A 26,655-nucleotide genomic window follows, 5' to 3' on the forward strand; every position below is an offset into this window, starting at 1 on the left:
CCGCTCATATTTCGGATGCGTGCGTCACAGTCTGTGAGCAAAGGGCTAGGCTGCCCGACTGTGGCTGAGCTGACCCCAGCGCAGATCAATGCCATCGACGCGGCCCATATCTGGCACCCGTACAGCGCCATGGGCTCGGACACACTTCCGCCGGTGGTGGCGGTGTGTGCCAAAGGCGCGTGGCTGACTGTGATCGACCCTTCTGACGGCGCACCGATCGAAGTGATCGACGCGATGGCGTCGTGGTGGACCGCGGTGCACGGACACGGGCACCCGGTGCTGGACCGTGCCATCTCTGACCAGCTCGCCACGATGAACCACGTGATGTTCGGCGGCCTTACCCACGAGCCGGCCGCACGGCTGGCCCAGCTGCTGGTCGACCTGACCCCCGAGGGCCTGGAGACGGTTTTCTTCAGTGATTCCGGTTCGGTGTCCGTCGAGGTGGCGGTGAAGATGGCGCTGCAGTACTGGCGCAGTCTCGGCAGGGGTGCCAAACATCGCTTGATGACGTGGCGCGGCGGCTATCACGGGGACACGTTCACCCCGATGAGCGTGTGCGATCCCGACGGTGGCATGCACTCGCTGTGGACCGATGTTCTGGTCGCGCAGGAGTTCGCACCGCCCGTGCCCGGCGACTACCAACCGGCGTACAGCGAGGCCTTCGAGCGGCAGCTGGCCGAACATGCCGACGAGCTGGCCGCGGTGATCGTCGAACCCGTCGTCCAGGGTGCGGGCGGGATGCGCTTCCACGATCCCCGCTACCTGACGGATCTGCGGGCGATCTGCGATCGCCACGATGTGCTGCTGATCTTCGACGAGATCGCCACGGGGTTCGGGCGCACCGGAAAGTTGTTCGCCGCAGAGCACGCCGGTGTCACCCCGGACATCATGTGTGTGGGCAAGGCCCTGACCGGCGGATACATCACCCTCGCTGCCACGCTGTGCACTGGGGAGATCGCCCGGACGATCAGCGCGGGGGAGCCCGGCGCCCTCATGCACGGACCGACGTTCATGGCCAACGCGCTGGCCTGCGCGGTCGGTGTCGCCGCGGTGGAACTGCTGGTCAGCGGCGACTGGCCGGCGCGGGTAGCCGAGATCGAGGCCGGGCTGCGGGAAGGGCTGGAACCGGCCCGCGCACTGCCTGGAGTCGCCGATGTGCGGGTGCTCGGTGCGATCGGTGTGATCGAGATGAGCGAGCCGGTGGACATGAGGGTGGCGACCTTGGCGGCCTTGCACCACCGGGTCTGGCTGCGCCCGTTCGGCAAGTTGATCTATGCCATGCCGCCCTTCATATGCACGCAGGCAGAGGTGGAACAGATCACCGCGGGCATGGTCGGCGTGGCGCGTGCACTAACCTGAACGGTGTTCAACAGTCGGCTCGGCCGACGTGTTCACCGGCACTGAGGAGCACCGTGACGCGCACCGACCTTTCTCCGCTGGCCTGGCTCGCCGGCGTCGAGCAGCAGCGTCGGCAGGCCGGGCTGCGTCGTGAGCTGCGCACTCGTCCGGCCGTGGCCACCGAACTGGACCTTGCCTCCAACGACTACCTGGGCTTGTCGCAGCATCCAGACGTGCTCGACGGCGGCGTTGAAGCGCTGCGGACCTGGGGCGCGGGAGCCGGCGGCTCACGGCTGGTCACCGGCAATACCGAATTGCACGAAGGATTCGAGGCCGCCCTGGCGTCGTTCGTCGGTGCCGAGTCGGCACTGGTCTTTTCGTCGGGTTACACCGCCAACCTCGGCGCCGTCGTGGCCCTGTCCGGGCCGGGCTCGCTACTGGTCTCCGACGCTCTCACGCACGCCTCCCTGGTCGACGCGTGTCGGCTGTCGCGCGCCCGGGTGACCGTCACGCCGCACCGCGACGTCGACGCGGTCGATGCCGCACTGTCGACGCGTGGCGAGGAACGCGCGGTGGTGCTGACCGAATCCGTGTTCAGCACCGACGGTGCACTGGCGCCGCTGCAGGAGCTCCATGCGGTCTGCCGTCGCCATGGCGCACTGCTGCTCGTCGATGAGGCGCACGGGCTCGGTGTGCGCGGCCCCGGCGGGCAGGGCCTGCTCTACGAGGCCGGCCTGGCCGGATCGCCGGACGTGGTGATGACGACGACGCTGTCGAAGGCGCTGGGCAGCCAGGGCGGCGTCGTCCTCGGCCCGGAGCCGGTCCGCGCACACCTGATCGATGCGGCCCGCCCGTTCATCTTCGACACCGGGTTGGCTCCGGCGGCTGTCGGAGCGGCGTGGGCTGCCCTGCGGGTCCTGATCGCCGAACCGCAGCGAGCGCAAGCGGTGTTGGATCACGCCGCCGAGCTCGCCCGGATATCCGGGGACACCGCGGTGCCGGACTCCGCGGTCGTCTCGGTCATCCTGGGTGAGCCTGAAGTGGCGGTGGCCGCGGCGGCCGCCTGCCTGGAGCGTGGCGTGCGGGTCGGCTGCTTCCGTCCGCCGACGGTGCCCGAGGGGACCTCGCGGCTGCGCCTGACCGCACGGGCCTCGCTGACCGCTGACGAGATGGACCTGGCCCGCCAGGTGCTGACCGAGGTGCTGTCGAAGGCCCGGTTGTGAGCACGCTGGTCGTCACCGGTACCGACACCGGAGTCGGGAAGACCGTGACGACGGCAGCGCTCGCGTGCGCGGCCCGCCTGGCCGGCCTCGACATCGCGGTATGCAAACCCGTGCAGACCGGAACCGTTGACGGCGACAACGACCTCGGTGAGGTGCACCGGTTGTCCGCGGTGGCGAATTTGCATGGCGGCTGGCGTTATCCGGAGCCGCTGGCCCCGGTTGCCGCTGCGCAGCGGGCCGGATGTGCATTGCCGACCCGCACGGAGTTGGTGGACGCGGTGCGTGGCGCCGAACTTCCCGGCGGGTTGACGCTGGTCGAAGGTGCCGGCGGCCTACTGGTAGAACTGGGGGCCGCCGGTGTCACGGTCCGTGACCTGGCGGCGGATCTGTCCGCAGCTGTCCTGGTGGTGGTTTCCGCCGGGTTGGGGACGCTCAACCACACCGCATTGACGTTGGAATCCCTTGCCGGGCAGGGGATTGCATGCGCCGGCCTGGTGATCGGGGCATGGCCGGAGAATCCGGGTGTGGCGGAGTCGGGCAACCGGGAGTCGTTGGCACAGCTGGCGCCCGTGCGTGCGGTGCTGCCTGCCGGCCTGGGCAGCGCCGGCGCGGAGGAGTTCGAAAAGGTGTGTGTTGACGCGTTCGATCGGGATTGGCTCATCGGTCTGATCTGACATGGTGCATTCCGTTGAGCTGGTCTTCGACGCCGATACCGAGGCCGTGGTGCGCGGCATCTGGGATGCGCTGCGTGACAAGGATATTCCGAGTCAGGCGCCGGCCAGTCGGCCGCACGCGACGCTGACGGTGGCGCAGCGCATCGATGCCGAGGCGGATACGGTGCTGGCTGAACTCGTGGACCGATTCCCGCTGCCCTGCCGGCTCGGCGCGACCCTGATCTTCGGGCGATCCGCCGGGGTCCTGGCGCGACTGCTGGTCCCTACCGATGAGCTGCTCGGGGTGCAGGCCGATGCCTACCGGCTGTGTCTGCCGTTCATGGACCCGGCGCCGATGCCGCACGCCGAACCGGAGAACTGGACCCCTCATGTGACGTTGGCCCGGCGGGTGGCTCCGGCCAGGTTGACCACGGCGGTGCGGATCGCCGGGCGTCCCGCCGAGATCGTCGGCCAGGTGACAGGGCTACGGCATTGGGATGGCGACAAGCGCGTCGAACACCCGATCGGCTGAGCAGCCGGCGCTCAATCCTGGCTCGGCTGCGAGATGTTGCGCCCGGAGCTGAGCGTGCTGGCACCCCGCACGGCCAACCCGTCGACGAGCAATTGCAGGCCGAACGCGAACTGCCGCGACGTGTCCCGGGTGAGCACCGACTGCTCGTCGGCCAGCGCGCCGGCCGCGTCCCATTGCAGTCGGGATTGTTCGTCGGCGGTGAAGCCCAGCACGTAGTACAGGACCGCGCGGGCGGCCAACTCGTCGTCGGGAGGCAACACCCCGGCGTGCTGGGCGGCGTCGGCGAGGTGCGCCACGATTTCGCCGACGCTCTCGGACTGGCCGGCGGCGAAGCTGGCCGAGACCAGCTCGGCCCCATCGGTGTGCGACAGCAGTGCGTCGCGCAGGGCCACACACATCTGGTGGATTCGGCTTGGCCAGGCTGTTGCGGTGGCTTCGGTCCGGACGGGTTGCAGGATGCGGTCGGCGACAGCGCCGAGCAGTTCCTGTTTGTTGGCGAAATGCCAGTACAGTGCGCCCGGGCTGACGTTGAGTTCGCGTGCGAGGCGCCGCATCGTCAGATCGGCGATGCCGTAGTTGTCCAGGATGGCCGTCGCCGCATCCACCACGTCGGGTTTGTGGAGTTGCACACCGTTACCCTAGCCTGAACGGTGTTCAAGTGTCGGCTCGCCGACGTGTTCAAGTGTCGGCTCGACCGGCCACACGATCCACAGGAGGACTTTCGGTGACGCAGGCAGCCGTAGACGTACTGGGCGTAGCTCGCGAGCAGGTTCTGGAACGTGGCGTCGGCCTCGACCAGGACCAGACGCTGCAGGTGCTGCAGCTGCCCGACGACAAGCTCGAGGAGCTGCTGGCGCTGGCGCACGAGGTCCGGATGAAGTGGTGCGGCCCCGAGGTCGAGGTCGAGGGCATCATCAGCCTCAAGACCGGTGGCTGCCCGGAAGACTGCCACTTCTGTTCCCAATCGGGTCTGTTCGCCTCCCCGGTGCGTAGCGCCTGGCTGGACGTCCCGAGCCTGGTAGAGGCGGCCAAGCAGACCGCCAAGACCGGCGCCACCGAGTTCTGCATCGTGGCTGCGGTGCGCGGCCCCGACGAGCGGCTGCTGGCCCAGGTGGCCGCCGGCATCGAGGCGATCCGCAACGAGGTCGACATTCAGATCGCCTGCTCGCTGGGCATGCTCACCCAGGAGCAGGTGGACCGCCTCAAGGAGATGGGCGTGCACCGCTACAACCACAATCTGGAGACCGCGCAGTCGTTCTTCCCGAACGTGGTCACCACCCACTCGTGGGAAGAGCGCTGGGGCACCCTGGAGATGGTGCGTGAGGCCGGTATGGAGGTCTGCTGCGGCGGCATCCTCGGCATGGGGGAGACGCTGGAGCAGCGTGCGGAGTTCGCCGCCAACCTGGCCCAGCTGAACCCGCACGAGGTGCCGCTGAACTTCCTCAACCCGCGCCCGGGCACCCCGTTCGGCGATCTTGAGGTCCTGCCGGCGGCTGAGGCGCTCAAGGCGGTGGCGGCATTCCGGCTGGCGTTGCCGCGCACCATGCTGCGGTTCGCCGGTGGTCGCGAGATCACCCTGGGCGACCTTGGTGCCAAGCAGGGCATCCTGGGCGGCATCAACGCCGTCATCGTCGGCAACTACCTGACCACCTTGGGGCGCCCGGCCGAGTCGGACCTCGAATTGCTCGACGATCTGCAGATGCCGATCAAGGCTCTCAACGCCAGCCTGTAGAACTTAGGTGGTGATGATCGAGGAAACGCCGGCTCTGCCCGCCCCCGTCGGCGCCGGCCTCTACAACGTCTACACCGGGGTCCAGGCTGACGCGGCCGATGGGACGGTGGTTCCCACCGCTGCCCAGCTCGGCTTGGAGCCGCCTCGGTTCTGTGCCGAGTGTGGCCGCCGGATGATCGTCCAGGTGCGCCCGACCGGGTGGTGGGCCAAGTGTTCGCGGCATGGGCAGGTGGATTCGATGGACCTGGATACGCGGCGATGAGCCTCTCGGGCGAAGAGCAGAGGGCACAGATGAGCCTCTCGGGCGAAGAGCAGAGGGCACAGGTTGGTCCTGCTCCCGCCAATATCCCTGGTGCGCCGCGTGTTTCGCGTGAGCGGGCGGTGGTGACGGTCATCGGAGCTCTGGCAGTGGTCGGTGCCGTACTTGGAGCGCTGTGGGCTCTCCTTTCTCCTGGCGTCCACGGTGTGGTGGCATTGACTCGTAGCGGTGAGCGGGTGCATGCCTATTTGGGCGGTGAGTCCGACCATTTCTTCACGTCGGCGTTCATGTTCGTCGGTTTGCTCGTCGTGATGGCGGTCGTGGCTGCGGTGGCGCTGTGGCAGTGGGCCGCACATCGCGGGCCGGTTCTGGTCGCCGCGTTGGCTGTCGGGTGTTCGGTGGCCACGGCGGTGGCCGCCGGTGTCGGTGCGGCAATTGCCCATTGGCGGTTCGGTTCGCTTGACATCAGCGGTGCACCGGTCGCCCCCGAACACCGTGTCCACTATGTGGTGGAAGCTGCGTCTGTGTTTTTCGGGCACGGCCCGCTGCAGATCGCCGGGACGATGTTGTTCCCGGCGGCCGCGGCGGCCATGGTGTACGCGCTGATCGCGGTGTCTACGGTGCGTGATGATCTGGGCGCCTGGCCCCCGGTTCAGACGCCGACGTATCCGGTCATCCCGCCGGTGGTCAGTCCTCCGGGCGCCTGACGGCTGCCGCCTCGAAAAGTTCGACGGGATTGCCGTCCGGGTCGGTGATCTGGATCTGCCGGCCGCCCGGACCCGTCTCCACCGAATTGCGGAACGCGACGCCGGCTCGGCGCAACTCGGTGATGGCTGCGTCGAGGTCGTCGACCTCGAGCACGAACCGGTTGTGGCCTCCGGGCGTCTGTGGGGTGCCGTCGGGCAGCTGACGTGCCCCTGAGCTGCCCGGGCCGCTGAGGAACAGGGTGAGGTTGCCGTTTGCGATGGCCGCGAACGCAGGCCCGCCGCGCAGAGCGACGTCGAATCCCAGGTGGTTGGTGTAGAAGGCGATTGCGCGCTCGACGTCGGTGACCTGGTAGCGGACCGCGCCGGTGCGGTAGGTGAGATGTCCAGACATGACCGCAGTGTGCCGATTTTCGCAGTGAATGTATTGAAGAAAATTGACCTATGGTTCGAGCGCGATGTGGTCGTCCTTCGCGACGTACCCACTGTGGCGTAGCTGTTGGGCGGGCGTCATCCCGGAGAACTCCTGGAACTCCCGGATCATGTGCGACTGGTCGGCATATCCGTGCTCGACGGCGAAGATCGGCCAGTGCGGTGGTGTCGGGGCCGAGGAGATGGCGTCGTGCGCGTGCCGGAACCGCTGCAGGCGGGCGAACCGTTTGGGGGGCATGCCGACCTGGGTGGTGAACAGCTGGATGAGCCTGCGGTGGCTGAAACCGACTTCGCGCGCGAGATTCTCGATTGCGGCTGGCCGGCGGCTGAGGCTGAGTGCATTCACGGCGAACGCCACTTCACGGGTCAATTCACGGTCGCTGTGAAAACGGGTGAGCAGTGCGCTCTCGATGATCTGCAGACGTTTCCCGACCGACTCCGCCTCGCAGATCTGGGAGCGAAGATCGGCGGCTCCGCGGTTCCACACGGCGGCGAGATCGACGTGGGAACCGCCAAGTTCGCGCGGTGGTATTCCGAGGATGGCGCGTACACCCCCCGGCCTGAAATGCACGCCCACCATCGTGGTGTGCGCGCGGGCGTCGATGTCGAATGCCCGGCTGTACGGTCCGCAGACCGTTGCTCCCGAGAATCGTTGTGGGCCTTGTTGGTTGGTGATGGCGATGGTGTCAGCATCCAGGTTGATGACGAGCTCGGTGGTGCCGGTGGGCAGGATTCGCTCGGCGGAATACCTGGGTCCGTCCGCAATGCACCACAGGTGGTCGACGCTGTTGCGCAGGGCCACCGTCGGGAGCTGACGGAAATATCGCATCTAGCCCCATTCTGCCAGCGATCGGCAGGTCAGAGCGGGCGTCGCCGAACCGTCCTGCCCAAAGCGACCTTGGTCGCGATTCCGGCCAGTCGTGCCATGCCCATGTAGGTGATGGGATTGAGCAGCGTCGGCCACTTGGATCGCACCAGGTTGGCGGTCAGCGGGCGCTCGGCGAACCTGTCGTTCAGCCAGCGCAGCGCCATCGGCGCCGAGAACGGGTGCAACAGCAGGTGCTCGCTGAACATGTCGCGGTGGTAGGTCACGTCGGCGCCACCGGCCAGATACGTGTCGGCGAGTTCGTCGATGTCGTCGACCGAGATGATCTCGTCGTGCACGGCTTGAACGATCAGCACGGGCGGAATCGGCACGGCCACCCCGAGTTTGGTGTCCTGGAACACTTCGCTGACTTCGGGGCCGTCGAGGATCTCCTCCAGCGGCATGTCGACCAGGTCGGCCATGTCGGTGCGGAACATTCGCAGCACGGCCTCCACGGTGCTCATCCGGTGCAGGCGATCGAGGATTTTGCGTCCCTCGACCGTGGCGTGCTCGGCGATGACCCGATTGAGGTTGGGATAGATGTCGGCGAGCGCGGCCACCACGAGTGCAGGCAGGCCTGAGAACACGGTGCCGTTGAGCCGGCGGAACGTGTTTCCGAGGTTGCCGACGGGGGAGCCGAGGACGGCGCCGACGATGTTGAGTTCGGGCGCGTAGCTGCCGGCCATCTCGGCGGCCCAGGCGCTGGCCAGGCCACCGCCGGAGTAGCCCCAGAGGCCGATGCGGGCATCTGGCGACAGCGACAGCTGCTCGGCATTGATCGCCGCACGCAAGCCGTCGAGCACTCGGTATCCGGGCTCGTACGGCGCGCCCCAGATGCCGTTGATGCCCTCGTGGTCGGGAACCGAGACCGCCCAGCCCTCGGCCAGCGCGGCCGAGATCAGCAGGAACTCCAGCTGGGCCAGCGAGCCGGTGGCCTTGGCGTGGTGGCGTAGCGCGTAGGACGGGAAGCAGCGGGCCGAGATGGCGTCGATGGCGCACTGATAGGACACGACGGGACAGTCCGGAGCGGCGTCAGCCGGGACGATGACGGTGGTGGCTGCCGCTTCGGGGAGGCCGTTGCGGTCGGTGGAGCGGTAGAGGAGTTGCGTGGCCTGCACATGCTGCGGGATCAGGCCGAGAAAGGCCAGTTCGACGTCGCGGCTACGCAGGACGGTGCCAGGTTCGGCGTGTTGGAAACCAGCGGGCGGTGCGTAGAACGCGTCTTTGTGGGGGAGCACGGGTCGAGCGGCCGGGTCGAGCTCCTCGTGAGGTGCTCGTCCGATCCATTCGGCCGCCGAGACGCTGGCCGCGCTGCCCAAGTCCATCCCGGCATTCTTACTTAAGAAGGGTCTAAGAATCCACTCGACTCACCCGGGCGGGCGCAACGCGGCGAATTCGTCGGTGACGCGGTATCGGGAATCGGTGAATCGGAACAGCGCGGCGGGACGTCCGCCGCTGCGGCCGGATCGCGCGGTGGTGCCGGTGCGGGTGATGACCTTGCGACGTTCCAGTACTCGTTGCAGGTTCGTCGCATCGACCTGATGGTCGAGCGCGGAGCTGTAGATGTCCCGCAGCGTGGAGAGTGCGAATTCTTTTGGGGCCAAGGCGAATCCGATGTTGGTGTACGACAGTTTGGCGGCCAGCCGGTTCCTGGCGTGCTCGACCATCGGCGCGTGGTCGAAGGCCATCGGGGGTAGGTCGCTGACGGGGTGCCACCGGGTGTCCGGCGGCAGGGCCGGGGTGGAGGGGGAGGGCACCAGGCCCAGGAATGTCGACGCGATGGTGCGCGTGCCGGGGACCCGCTGCGGGTCCGAAAACACCGCCAATTGCTCCAGGTGGGCAAGCTCACGCAGGTCGACCTTCTCGGCGAGCTGTCGCCTCACCGAGCTGATCAGGTCCTCATCGTCCTCCAGCCGGCCGCCGGGCAGGGACCATTTGCCCCGCTCAGGACCTAGTGCGCGCTGCCACAGCAGCACGTGGAGTGCGGGTTGCCGGGTGTCGAGGCCGCGAACCTGGAACACGACGGCGAGCACTTCGTGCGCGGTGTTACCATGAGGCATGTTTTCGATTATAAGTCGAAAACCTGACGCAGTGGAGGAGGTCGGCGTGACCGCTCTCAATGGCACCCTCGCGGGGGGCTTGGCCGATCAGATTGTCGATGGTCCCGGTGGCTATTCCGGCGTCGACGGCGACCAGAAATGGGCTGCTGAGATCCGCCGGTTGGTCGATCAGCGCGGCGCGACGCTGCTGGCGCACAACTACCAGTTGCCGGCCATCCAGGACGTCGCCGACCACGTGGGTGACTCCCTGGCGCTCTCGCGAATCGCCGCCGAGGCCCCCGAGGACACCATCGTGTTCTGCGGTGTGCACTTCATGGCGGAGACGGCCAAGATCCTCAGCCCGGACAAGACGGTGATGATCCCCGATCAGCGGGCCGGTTGCTCGCTGGCCGATTCGATCACCGCCGACGAGCTGCGGGCCTGGAAGGACGAGCACCCCGGCGCGGTCGTCGTCTCCTACGTCAACACCACCGCCGCGGTGAAGGCGCTGACCGACATCTGCTGCACGTCGTCGAACGCCGTCGAGGTGGTGGCCTCGATACCCGAGGACCGCGAGGTGCTGTTCTGCCCGGATCAGTTCCTCGGCGCGCACGTCCGGCGGGTCACCGGCCGCAAGAACCTGCACGTCTGGGCCGGTGAATGCCACGTACATGCCGGGATCAACGGCGACGAGCTGGCCGACCAGGCGCGGTCACACCCGGACGCCGAACTGTTCGTACACCCTGAATGTGGATGTGCCACCTCGGCGCTGTACCTCGCGGGCGAGGGTGCGGTTCCCGAGGAGCGGGTGAAGATCCTGTCCACGGGCGGCATGCTCGACGCGGCCCGCGAGACCCGGGCTCGGCAGGTCCTCGTCGCCACCGAGGTGGGCATGTTGCACCAGCTGCGCAGGGCTGCACCCGAAGTCGACTTCCTGGCGGTCAACGACCGCGCGTCGTGCACCTACATGAAGATGATCACTCCGGCCGCGCTGCTGCGTTGCCTGATCGAGGGTGCCGACGAGGTGCATGTCGATCCCGAAACCGCCGCCCTGGGTCGTGCCAGCGTGCAGCGGATGATCGCGATTGGCCAGCCCGGCGGCGGCGAATGACCCCGACGGGCAGCGCCCGGGGATCAAGCCGCTTCGCCTGCGGCAGTTCGACGCTGTGGCAACAGCGCGCTGACGTCGTTGTGGTCGGTACCGGTGTCGCTGGTCTGGTGGCGGCCCTGGCTGCTCATCGCCGGGGTCGTCGGGTGGTCGTGCTGAGCAAGGCGCGGGAGACCGCGACCTTCTACGCCCAGGGCGGCATCGCCGTCGTCCTGCCGGACACCGAGGACTCGGTCGAGGCGCATGTCGCCGACACGGTCGCGGCCGGCGGCGGGCTGTGCGATGCGGACGCGGTCTGCTCCATCGTCGCGGCCGGTTACGACGCCGTCGCCGATCTGGTGGCCGACGGTGCGCGATTCGACGAGACCGCCCCGGGGCGGTGGGCACTGACCCGCGAGGGCGGACACACCCGGCGCCGGATCATTCACGCAGGCGGCGACGCCACCGGGGCCGAGGTCCAGCGTGCGCTCGATTCTGCGGCAGCCAATCTCGACATCCGCCGAGACCACGTGGCGCTGCAGGTCCTGCGTGACGATGACACCGTCACCGGGGTACTGGTCCGCAATGAGGACGGCGTGGGCATCATCCACGCGCCGTCGGTCATTCTGGCCACCGGGGGACTCGGCCACGTCTACGCGGCCACCACCAACCCCAGCGGCTCGACCGGTGACGGCATCGCCCTGGCCCTGTGGGCCGGTGTGGCGGTCCGCGACATCGAGTTCGTCCAGTTCCACCCGACCATGCTGTACGCCGAGAACGGCGGTGGGCGGCGCCCGCTCATCACCGAAGCGCTGCGCGGTGAAGGCGCCATACTCGTTGACTCGCAAGGCAACTCGGTAACCGAAGGCGTTCACCCGATGGGCGATCTGGCCCCCCGCGATGTGGTCGCTGCGGCCATCAACGCCAGGCTGACCGCTACCGGCGACCCGTGCGTATACCTCGACGCCCGCGGTATCGCAGGGTTCTCCGACCGGTTTCCCACGGTGGCGGCGGCCTGCCTGGCGGCCGGGATCGACCCGACCCGCCAACCCATCCCGGTGGTGCCCGGCGCCCATTACAGCTGCGGCGGCGTCGTCACCGACGTGTACGGACGTACCGAACTGCCCGGGCTCTTCGCCGCTGGAGAAGTGGCCCGCACCGGGATGCACGGGGCCAACCGGTTGGCTTCCAACAGCTTGCTCGAAGGGCTGGTCGTCGGTGGCCGGGCCGGTCGGCTGGCGGCTGACCATGCGGGCGCGGTGGGCTCGGTGCGTGCACAAGCACCGCAGGACCGGCGCCAGGACTGTGTTGACCGAAATATCTTGCAGCACAGCATGTCCGAGCATGCCTCAGTGGTCCGTGACGCTGACGGTCTGCATCGGCTCGATACCGTTCTGGCCGATGCGCGCTCGGTGCAGCCCGCCCATCGGCAGAGCTTCGAAGACGCAGCGCTCACCGTGACTGCCCGCGCTATCGCGGTCGCGGCCCTGGCCCGCACCGAAAGCCGTGGCTGCCACCACCGCGGCGACCATCCCGAAACCGACCCTGCTCAGGAGCATTCCGTGACAATTCGTGCCGTAGCCGGCCGGCCCGCCCTCGACGCCCCGACGGCGGTGTGCTGATGGCACTTTCGGATGTCGAGCTGGCCGAGGCGCAGACCACCATCGCGCGAGCACTCGAAGAAGACCTTCGCTACGGCCCGGACGTGACAACCATCGCCACCGTCGGCGCCGACGCGATGACCACCGCCAAAGTGGTCAACCGAGAGCCCGGGGTGGCCGCCGGTGTCGATATTGCGCTGCTGGTTCTCGACGAGGTGCTCGGTGCCGACGGCTACCGCGTGATCGACCGCGTCGAGGACGGTGCCCGGCTGGACGCCGGCTCGTCGATCCTGACGGTCGAGGCGCCGACCCGGGGTCTGCTGACCGCCGAACGGACCATGCTGAACCTGATGTGTCACCTGTCGGGGATCGCCACGGCGACCGCAGCCTGGGTGGACGCGGTGGCCGGCACCCACGCCAAGATCCGCGATACCCGCAAGACGCTGCCGGGCCTGCGGGCGCTGCAGAAGTACGCGGTGCGTGTCGGCGGCGGGGTCAATCACCGCATGGGGCTGGGCGACGCCGCCCTGATCAAGGACAACCACGTCGCCGCGGCCGGGTCGGTGCTGGCCGCGCTCAAAGCCGTTCGGGCCGAGGCCCCGGACCTGCCGTGCGAGGTCGAGGTGGATTCCCTCGAACAGCTCGACGACGTGCTTTCCGCCGAAGTCGAGCTGGTGCTACTCGACAACTTCCCGGTGTGGCAGACCCAGATCGCGGTTCAGCGCCGGGATAACCGTTCGCCCAAGACCTTGCTCGAATCCTCGGGCGGTCTGTCACTGGACAGTGCCGGTGATTACGCCGGCACCGGGGTCGACTATCTCGCGGTCGGCGCCCTCACGCATTCGGTGCGGGTGCTCGACATCGGTCTTGACACCTAGGCAGTACGCCATAACCGCATGGGTCTGGGATAGGTGCGCCGGCGGTCGTCAACAAGGTGGCGGATTGCTGCTTGATAGTGACTGCAATCCGCCACGTAGTGCGCCCATGCGCCGTGCGGCCCGGCTCATGGCCACTCAAGCCGTCGCGCCGCGACGCACCAACGACAACACCACCGCAGCGGTGGCGAACAGCCCGGAGAACACCCGGCCGAGCACGGTCTGCCGACGCGGTGTGTGGAGCCAGCTGAGTAGCCGGGCGGCTAGACCGGCGTAGAGACTCATCACGACGACGTCGACGGCGACCATGGTCGCGCCGATCGCCAGATACTGCGGCAGCAGGGGCGCGGTTGGCATCACGAACTGCGGCAGCACCGCGACCAGGAACACCAAGCCTTTCGGATTGGTGGTGTTCACCAGGAATCCGCGCATCACCAATGCCAGGCGGCCCGGATCGGCCGTGCCGCCCATCCGATCGCGCAGATCCTGCGAGGCGCTGCGCCATTGCTGAACCGCCAGGTAGGTCAGGTATGCCACCCCGATCCACTTGACGACGTGGAACGCCAGCATCGACTTGGCGACGACAGCGCCAAGGCCGACGGCTACCAGCACCAGTTGGGCGAGCAGCCCGATCTGCAGACCGAGCACGCTCCAGGACCCGCGGCGCACGCCATGGGTCAGGCCGGTCGCCATCGACTGGATCGCCCCGGCGCCGGGGGACAGACTGATAGCGATCGACGCGCCGAGAAACGCGAGCCAGATCTGCCAGGTCATGCATGCAGTCTGGCCAGCGTGTCAAACGATATCTGCGACGAAGACGCCCATCCGCCGGGCGGCGTTTCGGGGGATGCGGGGGAGTGTCGGATCGTCGGTGCCCGCCGGCACCACGCGGGGATTGGTGATCTTGATGTCGCCGCGGAACAGGTGCACGTCCGCCCCGCCTGCCGCAATCACGTTTTTCACCCAGTTGGTCTTTCCGTGCAGCAGCGTCACCGCGAACACATTGTCCTTGCGGTAACTGGTGACGATCGTCTCGTACGGCGTTCCCGACGTGCGGCCCCGATGCTTGATCACCGTGAACCCGGGCAGTCGCTTGGAAAACGGTTTCACCAGGGGGTTGATGTACTTGATCTGGAAGCGCTCCAGCGCGGGCGGCATGAGCATCGGTACGCCGGGGGCGTTGTTGGGGTGGTCTTTCGCGGACATCTAGGGCTCCATTCGGCAGTCTGGAACCACCCTACGGCGCGTGGTGCCGGCGACAGCGGGTGACGGATTTTTATCAACTGGACTGATCAGGGACAATTGAACCGATGGCCGAGTTTCAGATGTCCCGTATCGACCTGCGTAACCGTGTGCTGAACGCCGCGCAGTTGCGATCGGCGCTGCCCCGCGGCGGAGTCGACGTGGACGCAGTGGTGCCCAAGGTCCGCCCGATCGTGGAGGCCGTCGCCGAGCATGGCGCCAAGGCCGCCCTCGATTACGGCCAGTCGTTCGACGGCATCCGGCCCGACGTCGTGCGAGTCCCGGCGGCCCGCCTGGCGGCCGCCCTGAACGAACTCGACCCCGACGTACGCGCCGCCCTCCAGGTCGCGATCGACCGGGCTCGCGCGGTGCACGCCGATCAACGTCGCACCGACACCACCACCACGCTGGCTCCCGGCGCCACCGTCACCGAGCGCTGGGTACCTGTCGAGCGGGTGGGGCTGTACGTACCGGGCGGCAATGCGGTCTACCCGTCGAGTGTCGTGATGAACGTCGTCCCGGCCCAGACCGCCGGTGTCGATTCGCTGGTGATCGCCAGCCCGCCGCAGGCGGAGTTCGACGGACTGCCGCACCCGACCATCCTGGCCGCGGCAGCGCTTCTGGGCGTCGACGAGGTGTGGGCCGTCGGCGGTGCGCAGGCGGTCGCGCTGCTGGCTTACGGCGGCACCGATACCGATGGTGCCGAACTCGCCCCGGTCGACATGATCACCGGGCCCGGCAACATCTATGTGACTGCCGCCAAACGGATCTGCCGTTCGCAGGTGGGTATTGACGCCGAGGCCGGCCCGACGGAGATCGCGATCCTGGCCGACGGCACCGCCGATCCGGTGCACGTCGCCGCGGACCTGATCAGCCAGGCCGAGCACGACGAGATGGCCGCCAGTGTGCTGGTCACCGACAGTGAAGCTCTCGCCGAGGCCACCGACCGGGAGCTCACCCGCCAGCTGGCGACCACCGTGCACGTGGATCGGGTCCGCGCAGCGCTGTCGGGCAAGCAGTCCGCGATCGTGCTCGTCGACGACATCGACGCCGGAGTGCGGGTGGTGAACGCTTACGCGGCCGAGCACCTGGAGATCCAGACCGAGGATGCGCCCGCGGTGGCCGGCCGGATTCGTTCGGCGGGAGCCATTTTCGTGGGTGCATGGTCTCCGGTCAGCCTTGGTGACTACTGCGCCGGCTCCAATCACGTGCTGCCGACGGCGGGCTGCGCCCGGCATTCCAGCGGTCTGTCCGTGCAGACGTTCCTGCGCGGCATCCACGTCGTCGAGTACGACGAGGCCGCGCTAAAAGACGTTTCCGGACACGTGATCACGTTGTCCAAGGCGGAAAACCTGCCCTCGCACGGCGAGGCGGTACGACGGAGGTTCGAGCGGTGAGCGCGCGGGACGTGACGTTGGCTGATCTGCCGCTGCGCGAAAACTTGCGCGGAAAGTCGCCTTACGGCGCCCCGCAGTTGGTGGTTCCGGTGCGGTTGAACACCAACGAGAACCCGCATCCGCCGACTCAGGCCCTGATCGACGACGTCGCGGCCTCGGTCCGCGACGCGGCCGCCGAACTGCACCGTTATCCCGATCGTGACTCGGTGCAGCTGCGAACCGACCTGGCCGCCTACCTCACCGCGGCCACCGGAGTGCATCTGACCGTCGACAATCTGTGGGCGGCAAACGGTTCCAACGAGATCCTGCAGCAGCTGCTGCAGGCCTTCGGCGGGCCGGGACGCAGCGCGATCGGGTTCGTGCCGTCGTACTCGATGCACCCGATCATCTCCGATGGCACCCAGACCGAGTGGTTGCAGGCGGCACGTGCGGCCGATTTCGGACTCGACATCGACGTGGCGGTGGCCGCCGTGCAGGCACGCACGCCCGACGTGGTGTTCGTGGCGAGCCCCAACAACCCGTCGGGGCAGAGTGTTTCGGCTGACGACCTGCGCCGGCTGTTGCAAGCGATGCCGGGCGGCATCCTGATCGTCGACGAGGCGTATGGCGAGTTCTCCTCGCAACCCAGCGCGGTCACTCTGATCGACGAGTTCCCGACCAAGTTGATCGTCACCCGCACGATGAGCAAGGCGTTCGCGTTCGCCGGTGGCCGGCTGGGTTATCTGGCCGCCGCGCCCGCGGTGATCGATGCCCTGCTGCTGGTGCGTCTGCCGTATCACCTGTCGGTGCTCACCCAGGCCGCCGCGTGTGCCGCATTGCGCCATGCTGACGACACCCTGGCCAGCGTGGCGACCCTGGCTGCCGAACGTGACCGCGTCAGCGCCGAACTGACCCGACTCGGCTATCGCGTGATCCCCAGCGACGCGAACTTCGTGTTGTTCGGCGAGTTCACCGACGCACCCGCGACGTGGCAGCGGTACCTGGACAAGGGCATCCTGATCCGCGATGTCGGCATCCCTGGATTCCTGCGCACCACAATCGGTCTGACCGAGGAGAACGACGCATTCCTGGCCGCCAGCGCCGGTCTGGCCGCCACCGAGATTCAGCCCGCAAACAGCCCGGTAGGAGCATCGTGACCCGTCGCGCGAAGGTCGAACGAAAGACCAGGGAATCCGACATCACCGTCGAGATCGACCTCGACGGCACCGGTGTCGTCGACATCGACACCGGTGTTCCGTTCTTCGATCACATGCTGACTTCGCTGGGCACCCACGCCAGCTTCGATCTGACGGTGCACGCCAAGGGCGACATCGAGATCGAGGGCCACCACACGGTCGAGGACACCGCGATCGTGCTGGGCCAGGCGCTCGGAGAGGCCCTCGGTGACAAGAAGGGCATCCGCCGGTTCGGTGACGCGTTCATACCGATGGACGAGACCCTGGCGCATGCCGCGGTCGACGTGTCCGGGCGGCCGTACTTCGTGCACACCGGCGAGCCCGAGTTCATGGTGGAGTTCACCATCGCGGGGTCCAGCGCGCCGTACCACACCGTGATCAACCGGCACGTGTTCGAATCACTGGCGTTCAACGCCCGCATCGCATTGCACGTGCGCACGCTCTACGGCAGGGACCCGCACCACATCACCGAGGCCCAGTACAAGGCGGTGGCGCGCGCCCTGCGGCAGGCCGTGGAATACGACGCCCGGGTCACCGGCGTCCCGTCGACCAAAGGCACGCTGTGACTGCTGGCAAGAAGAGGCAAGTCGTCGTATTGGACTACGGATCGGGCAATCTGCGCTCAGCCCAACGCGCGCTGGAGCGGGTCGGTGCCGACGTCGAAGTGACCGCTGATCCGGGTGCTGCCGCGGCGGCTGACGGCCTCGTGGTGCCGGGTGTCGGTGCATTCGAGGCCTGCATGACCGGGCTGCGTGCGATCGGTGGCGAGAAGATCATCGCCGACCGTCTGCAGCACGCTCGTCCGGTGCTGGGCGTCTGCGTCGGGATGCAGATCCTGTTCGCCCGCGGGGTGGAGTTCGGGACGGAGTCCACCGGGTGCGGGCAGTGGCCCGGTTCGGTGACCCGGCTGGAGGCACCGGTGATCCCGCACATGGGCTGGAATGTCGTCGACGCCGCGGCCGGCAGCACCCTGTTCAAGGGACTCGACGCCACCACTCGCTTCTATTTCGTGCATTCGTACGCCGCGCAGGAGTGGTCCGGTAATCCGGACGCGCTGGTTACCTGGGCGACGCATCACGTGCCGTTCATCGCTGCCGTCGAAGACGGGGCGTTGTCGGCCACGCAATTTCATCCGGAGAAGAGCGGCGACGCCGGTGCGACGCTACTCGCGAATTGGGTTGAGGGACTGTGAGTTTGATTCTGTTGCCGGCTGTCGACGTGGTGGACGGCAAGGCGGTGCGTCTGGTGCAGGGCAAGGCGGGCAGTGAGACCGATTACGGTTCGGCGCTGGAGGCAGCGCAGGCCTGGCAGCGCGACGGCGCCGAGTGGATCCACCTGGTGGACCTGGACGCGGCCTTCGGCCGTGGCAGCAACCGTGATCTGCTGGCCGAGCTGGTCGGCAAGCTCGACGTCAAAGTCGAACTGTCCGGCGGCATCCGCGATGACGAGTCGTTGAAGGCCGCCATGGGCACCGGCTGCGCCCGGGTGAACATCGGCACTGCGGCCCTGGAAAGCCCCGAGTGGTGTCGTGGTGCCATCGCCGAGTACGGCGACCGGGTCGCCGTGGGGCTGGACGTGCAACTCGAGAACGGGAATTGGCGGCTGCGCGGCCGTGGCTGGGAGACCGACGGCGGTGACCTGTGGGAGGTGCTGGATCGCCTTGACCGCGAAGGGTGCTCGCGCTACGTCGTCACCGACGTCACCAAGGACGGCACCTTGACCGGGCCCAACCTAGAGCTGCTCGCAGCGGTGGCCGATCGCACCGATGCCCCGGTGATCGCCTCGGGCGGGGTGTCCAGCCTCGACGATCTGCGGGCGATCGCCACGCTGACCAGCCACGGTGTCGAGGGCGCGATTGTCGGGAAAGCGCTCTACGCCGAACGATTCACTTTGCCGCAGGCGTTGGCCGCGGTCAGCGGATAAGCGGGGTGGCTGCCCTGGACCCGTCGAAGTTGGCCGCACTCGTCGATGCGGCATCCGAGATCCTCGACGCTGCGTCGGTGCCGTTCGTCGCCGGGCACCGCGCCGATTCCGCGGTGAGCAAGCAGGGCAACGACTTCGCCACCGAGGTCGACCTCGCGATCGAGCGGCAGGTGGTCCGGGCATTGACCGAGGCCACCGGGATCGGGGTGCACGGTGAGGAATTCGGCGGGGAGCCGATCGATTCACCGCTGGTGTGGGTGCTCGACCCGATCGACGGCACGTTCAACTACGCGGCCGGGTCGCCGATGGCGGCCATCCTGCTCGGGTTGCTGGCCGACGGCGAGCCGGTGGCCGGCCTGACCTGGCTGCCGTTCACCGGACAGCGCTACTCGGCGCTCGCCGGAGGGCCCGTGCGAGACAACGGCACCGCGCTGCCGGCGCTGGGCTCGCCGACGCTGACCGACTCGATCGTCGGGATCCAGACTTTCAACATCGACTCCCGGGGCCGCTTTCCGGGCCGCTACCGGGTCGAGGTGTTGTCCAACCTCAGCCGGGTGTGCTCGCGCGTGCGGATGCACGGCGCCACCGGGGTGGACCTGGCCTATGTGGCGGCCGGGGTCCTGGGCGGGGCCATCAGTTTCGGTCACCACATCTGGGATCACGCCGCGGGTGTGGCGCTGGTGCGTGCGGCCGGTGGCATCGTGACCGACCTGGCCGGCGACCCTTGGACGGCGGCGTCGAAGTCGGCGCTGGCCGCGGCGCCCGGTGTGCACGAGCGCATGTTGGAAATCGTGAAATCCGCTGGCAATCCGGAGGACTACCTGTGAGCACCATCAGTGATGTGGCAACGAGGGTGATCCCGTGCCTCGACGTCGACGCCGGTCGAGTGGTCAAGGGCGTCAACTTCGAGAACCTCCGGGACGCAGGCGATCCCGTCGAACTCGCGGCAGCCTATGACGCCGAGGGCGCCGACGAGCTGACGTTCCTCGACGTGACCGCGTCCTCGTCCGGACGCGCCACCATGCTCGAAGTGGTCAAGCGCACCGCCGAGCAGATTTTCATCCCGCTGACCGTCGGTGGCGGGGTGCGCGCTGTCGAGGACGTCGACGTGCTGTTGCGGGCCGGCGCCGACAAGGTGTCGGTCAACACCGCTGCGATCGCCCGGCCGGAACTGCTGGCCGAGATGGCCCGCCAGTTCGGTTCGCAGTGCATCGTGCTCAGTGTCGATGCCCGCACCGTGCCGGCCGGTGAGCAGTCCACCCCGTCGGGGTGGGAAGTGACGACCCATGGCGGCCGCCGCGGCACCGGCATCGACGCCGTCGAATGGGCCGTCCGAGGCGCGGAACTCGGGGTCGGTGAGATCCTGCTCAACTCGATGGACCGCGACGGCACCAAGGCCGGGTTCGACCTGCCGATGTTGCGCGCGGTGCGTGCCGCCGTGGGCGTGCCGGTGATCGCCAGCGGCGGGGCCGGTGCAGTGGCCGATTTCGCGCCCGCCGTGCAGGCCGGGGCCGACGCCGTGCTGGCGGCGAGTGTGTTCCATTTCCGGGAGATGACCATCGGCCAGGTCAAGGCCGCGATGGCGGCGGAAGGGATCACGGTGCGATGAGCGCTCTCGACCCAGCCATCGCATCGCGGTTGAAGCGCAACGCCGAGGGGTTGTTCAGCGCGGTGGCGCAGGAGCGCTCCACCGGCGAGGTGCTGATGGTCGCCTGGATGGACGACGACGCACTGGCCCGCACCCTGGAAACCCGTGAGGCCACCTACTTTTCACGGTCCCGCGGCGAGCAATGGGTCAAAGGCCTGACCTCGGGGCACACGCAGTACGTGCACTCGGTCCGGTTGGACTGCGACGGCGACACGGTGTTGCTGGAGGTCGATCAGACCGGGGCGGCTTGCCACACCGGTGCGCACACCTGCTTCGACGCGGACGTGCTGCTGTCCGACAACTGACGCCTCTAGAAATCCAATCTCACCGCAAGCCGGCGTTAAGGAGATGCAACGGCGAAGAGGCGCCACTCGCCGGGTACGCCCTTGAGCGCATGACTCCCACGCGCCTCGAACTGAAGCCCCGACCCAATCACGAGGTCGCACAGTGTGCTGGACACCAGCACCTCGTTGGGGCCGGCCAATGCGCTCACTCGTGCGCCGATGTGCACAGCTATGCCACCGATGTCAGCGCCGCGGAGTTCGCACTCGCCTGTGTGTAAACCGGCGCGCACCTCGATGCCGAGCGCCTGCACCGCATCGCGAATCGCCATCGCGCAGCGGATCGCTCGCTGTGGACCGTCAAACGTCGCGAGAAACCCGTCGCCGGAGGTGTTCACCTCACGGCCTCGGAAGCGATTGAGCTGCGCCCGGACGATGGCGTCGTGTGCGTCAAGCAACGCGTGCCAGTCGCGGTCGCCGACCTCTGCGGCCCGGCGCGTCGAATCAACGATGTCGGTGAACAACACCGTTGCGAGAACCCGATCGTCAGTGACATCGGCTTGATTGCCGGTGAGGAATTCAGCGATCTCCTGGAAGGACTGCCGCCACGGTTCAACGACGTGGTAGATGTTGTGCCCTGGCACTTCAACGTATTTCGCGCCCGGTATGTGCTCGGCGATGTATTTGCCCTTGTCCGGCGGGATGACGGTGTCGTCGGTGTGATGGACGACAAGCGTAGGCACGCGGATTGTCGGAAGCACTGCCCGTACGTCCAATTCGGTCACCAGAGGGAACATGAGGGAGACAGTCCGCGGGCTGGCTGCCAGGCGTTCGTGTCGGGCCCAGGTTGCCCGAATTTCTTCGTTCCACGGCATTTCCGGGTTATTCAGATGTTGAATTTTCCCGCTGCCCCACCGGCGGGCCAACGCGGCTCGAGCTTCGTCGCGAACGAACGCGGTTCCGCTCGCATCCGCGTAACCGTCAAGCACAACCAGGGCGGTGGTGCGCGACGGATGTGTCGCCGCGAATAGCGCAGCGGGCGCGAAAGCGAAGTTCGACGCGACGAGAACGGCTTCGGGGGTGCCGAGGTCGTCCAGTACCGCGGTGATGCTGTCGGACCATTGCTCCAAAGTCGGCAGCGCACTGGAAGTGACCGGATCGGATACCCCCGTTCCCGGCTGGTCGAAGTAGATCAACCGACCGAGCGATGTCATCGCCTCGATCCAACCCTGAAAGGACGGCAGCTCCGGAAACACCTCGCAACATGTGAACCAGTTGGGGACGTACACGATGTCGCGAGGACCATCGCGCGCTGCACGATAGGCGACACGCAAGTCCCCGTTCAGTGCATAGCGCGTCTCCGAGAACACGCCGGAAGTTTAAGCCGGGGGGAGGGTCGAGCGGTGCGCATCGGCAGCCTTTGTGCAGCTCGCGCATCGTGACTGACGAATCATCGTTCTGGGGGCAGCTTGCATTGGCACGAACTGTCACGCGTTGCGGTGTCCGAAGTTGTCGGTGCGATCGGCAACAATGACGGGATGACCGACACCGCTGCGACTCGTAAGGCGCGCGGTGCATTCTTCACCCCAGCCCCGATCACCGCCCATCTCGCGCAATGGGCCGTGCGTTCTGCCGAGGAGCGGGTCCTGGAGCCCTCGGCGGGTGATGCGGCCTTCATGGTGGCCGCCACCCACCGGCTACGCGAGCTCGGTGTCGAACAGCCTGAGCTCGACGGCATCGAGATTCACCGGTCCAGTGCCACCACCGCGCGCCGCCGTGTCACCGAGGCCGGGGGCCAGGCCCGGATCACGACCGCGGATTTCTTCGCCATCGAACCGCGTGCCGAATACACGGCGGTGATCGGCAATCCGCCCTACATCCGCTATCAGGATTTCCGGGGTGCCACCCGCGCGCAGTCGCGCCGCGCCGCCCTCAAAGCAGGCGTCACGCTGTCCGGGCTGGCCTCGAGCTGGGCGGCATTCACCGTGCATGCCGCGCTGTTTCTCAAGCCGGGCGGTCGCCTCGCCCTCGTATTGCCCGCCGAGCTGCTCAGCGTCAATTATGCGGCGGCGGTGCGGAAGTTTCTGTTCGACCGGTTCGCCAGCGTCGAGCTGGTGATGTTCGACGAGCAGGTGTTTCCGGAGGCAGAGGCCGACGTGGTGCTGCTACTGGCCGATGGCTATGGCGGTGGGCCGTGTGACCACGCGATCATCCACCGGGCACGCAATGCGGCATCGCTGACATCTGAACTCGCACAACGGCGTTGGTCCCCGCGCGATCCCTCCGACAAATGGGTCAGCGGCTTGATCGGCAGCGCGCCGGTGGATGCGCTCCACGGTCTGCACGACGCTGGACAGTTCGGCACGCTGGAGACCTGGGGCGACACGACACTCGGCATGGTGACCGGCAACAACAGCTTCTTTGCGCTGTCCCCGCAACGAGTGCGTGAACTGGGCCTGCGGCGCACTGACCTACTGCCGCTGTCGCCACCCGGCAGTGCGCACCTGCGTGGTCTGACGTTGTCGGGTGACCAGCTGGCGAGGCTGGGGGAGGAAGGGCGGTCCATCCACCTGTTCCGGCCGGCCGGCTCTCCATCTGGTGCTGCGCAGCGCTACATCGACGCCGGTCACGCCGCTGGTGTGCATCTGGCCTACAAGTGCCGGGTGCGGCGGCCCTGGTATCAGGTGCCGTTGGTGACTCCCGCGGACTTGCTACTGACGTGCATGAATGCCGATACACCGCGGCTGGTCAGCAATCGGGCCAAGGCACACCACCTCAACTCGGTGCACGGCGTGTACCTGCGCAACGATGTGCGGACGCTGGGCCGTGACCTGCTCGGGCTGGCCGCACTGAACTCGGTGACGGTGTTGCACGCCGAGATAGTCGGCCGCTCCTACGGCGGCGGCATCCTCAAAATCGAACCCCGCGAGGCGGACCGTTGGCTCGTCCCGTCACCCGATCTGGTGGCTACCCGCGCTGCCGAATTGCGGGCCGTGCGCCGACGCATCGGGACGTTGTTGGAGCGCGGGAACCTCCTCGATGCAACCCGCCTCGTCGACGAGGCGCTGGGGCTCGAGACCTGGGTCGCCTTGGAACCCGTTCGGGCCGCACGCGATTCATTGGCCACCCGCCGGACGGTAAGGTCTCGGCGTGCCCGCTGAACCGTCGACAAAGGCTACCGCGTGGGCCATCTTCGACCGCATCGTGGCCGATGCGGCGCCCGGAGGTGTGCACACCAACCCGTGGGTACGCAGTGCGGGCGAGTTGAGATTCGTGCCGGATTTCCGGGTACTGCGCAAGCTGCTCGGGGTGCCGTTGTACCTGGATGCGCCGTCGACCACCGGGGTCCCCGCGTTGGCGCTCGATGTGTGGCTGGCCTACGAGCTGCGCCGCGCCGGATTCGACCCGGATGCGGTGTGGCCGCGCCCGACGGATCCGCGCATCATGCCCAGTGCCATCGCGAGTCTGCTTGAAGCGCTGCCGCAAAAAGAACGTCACCTCATCGAGCAACGGCTGAAGCGGTCGATGAAGGGCGTTGCCGCGTCGAGTGCCAGTGTGCTGGGCAAGCACTATATGAAACAGGTCGACGTGGTGATGTCGGACTGGGACACCGGGCCGGAATTGCTGATCAGCACCAAACGCATGGATTCCAGTTTCGGTAAGAACGCCGCCAACCGCGTCGAGGAAAGTTACGGCGACGCCAAGAATCTGCGCCTGCGCCACCCGTTGTCTGCGCTGGGATTCGTCTACGGTCTGCGCTCGACGATCTTGAGCACCGAACCGGACAAGGCCGAGTGGCTCATCGACCTGCTGGGCAAGCTCGGTACCGAGGACGACGCGTATCACGCCGTGGCGCTGGTGATGATCGATTACGACTCCGAGGTGGCCGAGTCCGCGGACGAGGAAGTCGACAGCATCGAAAAGGCCGAGCCCGACGCTCTGTTCGAGATCGTCGACGTAGCCACGGCGGCCGTCGACGAGGCGTTGGCGGCCCTACCCGACATCGCGATCCGGCACGATACGGTGCCAGCCGAGCTGCAGCCTTCGCGATTTCTGGCGACCATGGTCAACCGCGTCGTCGACACCACACCGGTGACCCGGCACCGGGAGGCGCGCCGGCGGCGCAATACACCGTCGGAGCCTGAGCGTCAGGCCTAGAGCACCCGTGAGCTGGCTTTGGCTCGTGCGCTCCATCGGCCGTCCTCGAACCCCACCATCACAGGGTGGGCGAACGCTTCGCTGACGTGGTCGGTGTTGACCACTTCGCGTGCCGGGCCGCTGGCGACGGTACGTCCCTGCGAGATCAGCAGGGCGTGCGTGGTGCTGGTGGGCAGTTCCTCGAGGTGGTGGGTGACGAGGATCGATGCCATGTCGGGATGCGAATCATCGAGTGTGTCAAGGGTTTCCAGCAGCTGTTCGCGAGCCGCAACGTCCAGGCCCGTCGTCGGCTCATCCAGCAGGAGCAGTCGCGGATCCGCGATCAGTGCCCGCGCGATCAAGGTGCGGCCGCGCTCACCTTGGGACAAGGTGGGCCAGATGGCGTCGGCGCGGGCCGAGAGCCCCACGGTGTCGATCAGTTCCTCGGCCCGCCGCGCCTCCTCGGGAGTGGGCGTCCAGCGCGCGGCGACGTCGATGGTGGCGGTGATCCCGGTGAGTACCACCTCGCGCACGGTGAGCGGGTACTGCAGGCGGTGCCGGGGATTCACGTGACCGATGGAGCGGCGCAGTACTGCCAAGTCGGTGCGTCCCATCTGACCGCCGAGCACGTGTACGGTCCCGGTCGTCGGAAACGTCACGGCGGCACAGAAACCCAGAAGTGTGCTCTTGCCGGCGCCGTTGGGCCCCAGCAGTGCCCAGTGCTCACCGGACTGCACTGTCAGAGAGATGCCGTCGATGATCTGCTTGCCGTCGCGGCGGAAGGTCACATCGGCGATGTCGAGGACCGGGGTCATGCGAACGACTCCTTCAAAGAGCTCAAGTGGGTTCTGCTGGCAGCTGCGGCGGCCTCCGGGTTGCGGGCGACGATCGCGTCGGCCAACTGCTGATGCAGGCCGTGATCGCAGGGTTCGTCGGTGATCGGGCGGATCTTGAGCATGTCGATCATGGCCAGCCGCAGTCGTGGCAGGAACGCGTCGAACAACTGGATCAGCACCTCGTTGTGGGCTGCGGCAATCACCGTGCGGTGAAACGCCATATCCGCGTCGACGTGATCGGGTACCGACTGTCCCACCACTCCGCGGGCGGCCAGGGTACGACGGATCGCGCGCAGATCAGCGGGGGTGCGTCGGGCGGCCGCCAGTGCGGCAGCCTCGGCCTCGATGGCGATGCGGGCCTCGATCACGGACACGATGGTGGCGCGTCGCAGCACGGTGTCCCAGTCTTCGGCGGCATCGAGCGAGGTCACGAATACGCCGGCGCCCTGCCGGCTCTCCAGCACACCTTTGCCAGACAGCTCGCGGATTGCTTCGCGCAGCGTGGAACGGCCCACTCCGAGCTGCGCGGCCAGCGTCGTCTCGCCGGGAAGTCGATGGCCCAATGGCCATTCGCCCTGGCGGATGCGCGTCAGGAGGAGCTGGGCGGTCTGGGCCGCCAGCGGGTGACGCTGAACTTGGGAGGTCATCGAAACCTGTCTACTTGTCTGAGGAGTTG

General features: G+C 67.5%; 30 protein-coding genes. 20 read left to right on the forward strand and 10 right to left on the reverse strand.

Annotated elements, in window-relative coordinates:
* The first annotated feature begins 60 nt into the window (after positions 1–60).
* From E0T84_RS03085 to E0T84_RS03100, 4 genes are read left to right on the forward strand one after another with little or no spacing between them, the layout of a single operon-like run.
* Positions 61–1,359 (forward strand): adenosylmethionine--8-amino-7-oxononanoate transaminase, encoded by a 1,299-nt coding sequence (locus E0T84_RS03085; RefSeq protein ID WP_138743731.1) that lies wholly within the window; start codon positions 61–63, stop codon positions 1,357–1,359.
* A gap of 53 nt (positions 1,360–1,412) precedes the next feature.
* Positions 1,413–2,561, forward strand: coding sequence for an 8-amino-7-oxononanoate synthase (locus E0T84_RS03090; RefSeq protein WP_070188841.1), 1,149 nt, complete (start codon positions 1,413–1,415; stop codon positions 2,559–2,561).
* Complete coding sequence (bioD, locus tag E0T84_RS03095) at positions 2,558–3,235, forward strand: dethiobiotin synthase (protein ID WP_138743732.1); 678 nt, start codon at positions 2,558–2,560, stop codon at positions 3,233–3,235. The genes E0T84_RS03090 and bioD overlap by 4 nt, the downstream gene beginning before the upstream one ends.
* Before the next feature lies 1 nt (position 3,236).
* On the forward strand, positions 3,237–3,746 hold the full coding sequence (locus E0T84_RS03100; protein ID WP_070188839.1) for a 2'-5' RNA ligase family protein: 510 nt from the start codon (positions 3,237–3,239) through the stop codon (positions 3,744–3,746).
* Between the two features lie 11 nt (positions 3,747–3,757).
* Here E0T84_RS03100 and E0T84_RS03105 read toward each other — a convergent pair whose 3' ends face one another.
* Entirely contained in the window at positions 3,758–4,375 is a 618-nt protein-coding gene (locus E0T84_RS03105; RefSeq protein ID WP_070188838.1) for a TetR family transcriptional regulator, read from the reverse strand.
* Positions 4,376–4,470: 95 nt separating this feature from the next.
* Between E0T84_RS03105 and bioB the strand changes: the two genes are divergently transcribed.
* Genes bioB through E0T84_RS03120 form a run of 3 tightly spaced genes read left to right on the forward strand, consistent with a single transcriptional unit; the run spans position 4,471 to position 6,444 of the window.
* Entirely contained in the window at positions 4,471–5,478 is a 1,008-nt protein-coding gene (gene bioB, locus E0T84_RS03110) for a biotin synthase BioB (protein ID WP_070188837.1), read from the forward strand.
* 13 nt (positions 5,479–5,491) lie between these two features.
* Positions 5,492–5,740 (forward strand): hypothetical protein, encoded by a 249-nt coding sequence (locus E0T84_RS03115; protein WP_083284515.1) that lies wholly within the window; start codon positions 5,492–5,494, stop codon positions 5,738–5,740.
* 29 nt (positions 5,741–5,769) lie between these two features.
* Positions 5,770–6,444: a DUF2567 domain-containing protein gene (locus tag E0T84_RS03120; RefSeq protein WP_371725688.1), complete on the forward strand. Its 675-nt coding sequence runs from the start codon at positions 5,770–5,772 to the stop codon at positions 6,442–6,444.
* On the opposite strand, the gene E0T84_RS03125 is transcribed toward E0T84_RS03120, so the two are convergent.
* From E0T84_RS03125 to E0T84_RS03140, 4 genes are read right to left on the reverse strand one after another with little or no spacing between them, the layout of a single operon-like run.
* Positions 6,425–6,835: a VOC family protein gene (locus E0T84_RS03125; RefSeq protein WP_070943706.1), complete on the reverse strand. Its 411-nt coding sequence runs from the start codon at positions 6,833–6,835 to the stop codon at positions 6,425–6,427. The genes E0T84_RS03120 and E0T84_RS03125 overlap by 20 nt on opposite strands.
* A 48-nt stretch (positions 6,836–6,883) precedes the next feature.
* A complete protein-coding gene (locus E0T84_RS03130; protein ID WP_138743734.1) occupies positions 6,884–7,702 on the reverse strand; it encodes a DUF6597 domain-containing transcriptional factor in 819 nt (272 codons plus the stop codon).
* Positions 7,703–7,731: 29 nt separating this feature from the next.
* A complete protein-coding gene (locus E0T84_RS03135; protein ID WP_070188835.1) occupies positions 7,732–9,063 on the reverse strand; it encodes a lipase family protein in 1,332 nt (443 codons plus the stop codon).
* A 42-nt stretch (positions 9,064–9,105) separates the two neighbouring features.
* Positions 9,106–9,798, reverse strand: coding sequence for an NUDIX domain-containing protein (locus tag E0T84_RS03140; RefSeq protein ID WP_171054886.1), 693 nt, complete (start codon positions 9,796–9,798; stop codon positions 9,106–9,108).
* A 46-nt stretch (positions 9,799–9,844) separates the two neighbouring features.
* Here E0T84_RS03140 and nadA point away from each other — a divergent pair, with 46 nt between their 5' ends.
* From nadA to nadC, 3 genes are read left to right on the forward strand one after another with little or no spacing between them, the layout of a single operon-like run.
* Complete coding sequence (gene nadA, locus E0T84_RS03145; RefSeq protein ID WP_138743735.1) at positions 9,845–10,888, forward strand: quinolinate synthase NadA; 1,044 nt, start codon at positions 9,845–9,847, stop codon at positions 10,886–10,888.
* Complete coding sequence (locus tag E0T84_RS03150; protein ID WP_138743736.1) at positions 10,885–12,486, forward strand: L-aspartate oxidase; 1,602 nt, start codon at positions 10,885–10,887, stop codon at positions 12,484–12,486. The genes nadA and E0T84_RS03150 overlap by 4 nt, the downstream gene beginning before the upstream one ends.
* The gene (gene nadC, locus E0T84_RS03155) at positions 12,486–13,343 is read left to right on the forward strand and encodes a carboxylating nicotinate-nucleotide diphosphorylase (RefSeq protein WP_138743737.1); all 858 of its coding nucleotides are present in this window, start codon (positions 12,486–12,488) and stop codon (positions 13,341–13,343) included. Before E0T84_RS03150 ends, nadC begins: the two co-directional genes overlap by 1 nt.
* Before the next feature lie 135 nt (positions 13,344–13,478).
* Here the strand turns inward: nadC and rhtB are convergent, their stop codons facing one another.
* Entirely contained in the window at positions 13,479–14,114 is a 636-nt protein-coding gene (gene rhtB, locus E0T84_RS03160) for a homoserine/homoserine lactone efflux protein (protein ID WP_138743738.1), read from the reverse strand.
* Between the two features lie 21 nt (positions 14,115–14,135).
* A complete protein-coding gene (locus tag E0T84_RS03165; RefSeq protein ID WP_070188831.1) occupies positions 14,136–14,546 on the reverse strand; it encodes a nitroreductase family deazaflavin-dependent oxidoreductase in 411 nt (136 codons plus the stop codon).
* 104 nt (positions 14,547–14,650) lie between these two features.
* On the opposite strand from E0T84_RS03165, the gene hisD reads away from it, so the two are divergent.
* Genes hisD through hisI form a run of 8 tightly spaced genes read left to right on the forward strand, consistent with a single transcriptional unit; the run spans position 14,651 to position 21,030 of the window.
* Positions 14,651–15,979, forward strand: coding sequence for a histidinol dehydrogenase (gene hisD, locus E0T84_RS03170; RefSeq protein ID WP_171054887.1), 1,329 nt, complete (start codon positions 14,651–14,653; stop codon positions 15,977–15,979).
* Positions 15,976–17,115, forward strand: coding sequence for a histidinol-phosphate transaminase (locus E0T84_RS03175; protein ID WP_070188829.1), 1,140 nt, complete (start codon positions 15,976–15,978; stop codon positions 17,113–17,115). Before hisD ends, E0T84_RS03175 begins: the two co-directional genes overlap by 4 nt.
* On the forward strand, positions 17,112–17,720 hold the full coding sequence (gene hisB, locus E0T84_RS03180) for an imidazoleglycerol-phosphate dehydratase HisB (RefSeq protein WP_070188828.1): 609 nt from the start codon (positions 17,112–17,114) through the stop codon (positions 17,718–17,720). The genes E0T84_RS03175 and hisB overlap by 4 nt, the downstream gene beginning before the upstream one ends.
* On the forward strand, positions 17,717–18,346 hold the full coding sequence (hisH, locus tag E0T84_RS03185; protein WP_070943714.1) for an imidazole glycerol phosphate synthase subunit HisH: 630 nt from the start codon (positions 17,717–17,719) through the stop codon (positions 18,344–18,346). The genes hisB and hisH overlap by 4 nt, the downstream gene beginning before the upstream one ends.
* Entirely contained in the window at positions 18,343–19,077 is a 735-nt protein-coding gene (gene priA / locus E0T84_RS03190) for a bifunctional 1-(5-phosphoribosyl)-5-((5-phosphoribosylamino)methylideneamino)imidazole-4-carboxamide isomerase/phosphoribosylanthranilate isomerase PriA (RefSeq protein WP_070943715.1), read from the forward strand. The genes hisH and priA overlap by 4 nt, the downstream gene beginning before the upstream one ends.
* On the forward strand, positions 19,074–19,904 hold the full coding sequence (locus E0T84_RS03195; protein WP_138743850.1) for an inositol monophosphatase family protein: 831 nt from the start codon (positions 19,074–19,076) through the stop codon (positions 19,902–19,904). Before priA ends, E0T84_RS03195 begins: the two co-directional genes overlap by 4 nt.
* Positions 19,901–20,686 (forward strand): imidazole glycerol phosphate synthase subunit HisF, encoded by a 786-nt coding sequence (gene hisF, locus E0T84_RS03200; protein WP_138743740.1) that lies wholly within the window; start codon positions 19,901–19,903, stop codon positions 20,684–20,686. Before E0T84_RS03195 ends, hisF begins: the two co-directional genes overlap by 4 nt.
* The gene (gene hisI, locus E0T84_RS03205) at positions 20,683–21,030 is read left to right on the forward strand and encodes a phosphoribosyl-AMP cyclohydrolase (protein ID WP_138743741.1); all 348 of its coding nucleotides are present in this window, start codon (positions 20,683–20,685) and stop codon (positions 21,028–21,030) included. Before hisF ends, hisI begins: the two co-directional genes overlap by 4 nt.
* Positions 21,031–21,065: 35 nt before the next feature.
* Here hisI and E0T84_RS03210 read toward each other — a convergent pair whose 3' ends face one another.
* Positions 21,066–22,376, reverse strand: a complete 1,311-nt coding sequence (locus E0T84_RS03210; protein ID WP_138743742.1) for an adenylate/guanylate cyclase domain-containing protein — start codon at positions 22,374–22,376, stop codon at positions 21,066–21,068.
* 168 nt (positions 22,377–22,544) lie between these two features.
* Here E0T84_RS03210 and E0T84_RS03215 point away from each other — a divergent pair, with 168 nt between their 5' ends.
* Positions 22,545–24,167, forward strand: a complete 1,623-nt coding sequence (locus E0T84_RS03215; protein ID WP_171054888.1) for an Eco57I restriction-modification methylase domain-containing protein — start codon at positions 22,545–22,547, stop codon at positions 24,165–24,167.
* Positions 24,157–25,164 (forward strand): hypothetical protein, encoded by a 1,008-nt coding sequence (locus E0T84_RS03220; protein ID WP_070188821.1) that lies wholly within the window; start codon positions 24,157–24,159, stop codon positions 25,162–25,164. The genes E0T84_RS03215 and E0T84_RS03220 overlap by 11 nt, the downstream gene beginning before the upstream one ends.
* On the opposite strand, the gene E0T84_RS03225 is transcribed toward E0T84_RS03220, so the two are convergent.
* Together E0T84_RS03225 and E0T84_RS03230 are read right to left on the reverse strand one after the other, a co-directional pair.
* Positions 25,161–25,958, reverse strand: coding sequence for an ABC transporter ATP-binding protein (locus E0T84_RS03225; RefSeq protein WP_070188820.1), 798 nt, complete (start codon positions 25,956–25,958; stop codon positions 25,161–25,163). The two genes, E0T84_RS03220 and E0T84_RS03225, sit on opposite strands and share 4 nt — an antisense overlap.
* Positions 25,955–26,626 carry a FadR/GntR family transcriptional regulator gene (locus E0T84_RS03230; RefSeq protein ID WP_070188819.1) on the reverse strand — a complete coding sequence of 224 codons (672 nt, stop codon included), beginning with the start codon at positions 26,624–26,626 and terminating at the stop codon, positions 25,955–25,957. Before E0T84_RS03230 ends, E0T84_RS03225 begins: the two co-directional genes overlap by 4 nt.
* Between the last annotated feature and the right edge of the window lie 29 nt (positions 26,627–26,655).

Origin of the sequence: Mycobacterium sp. DBP42, assembly GCF_005924235.1 — a bacterium.
Classification (GTDB): domain Bacteria; phylum Actinomycetota; class Actinomycetes; order Mycobacteriales; family Mycobacteriaceae; genus Mycobacterium; species Mycobacterium syngnathidarum.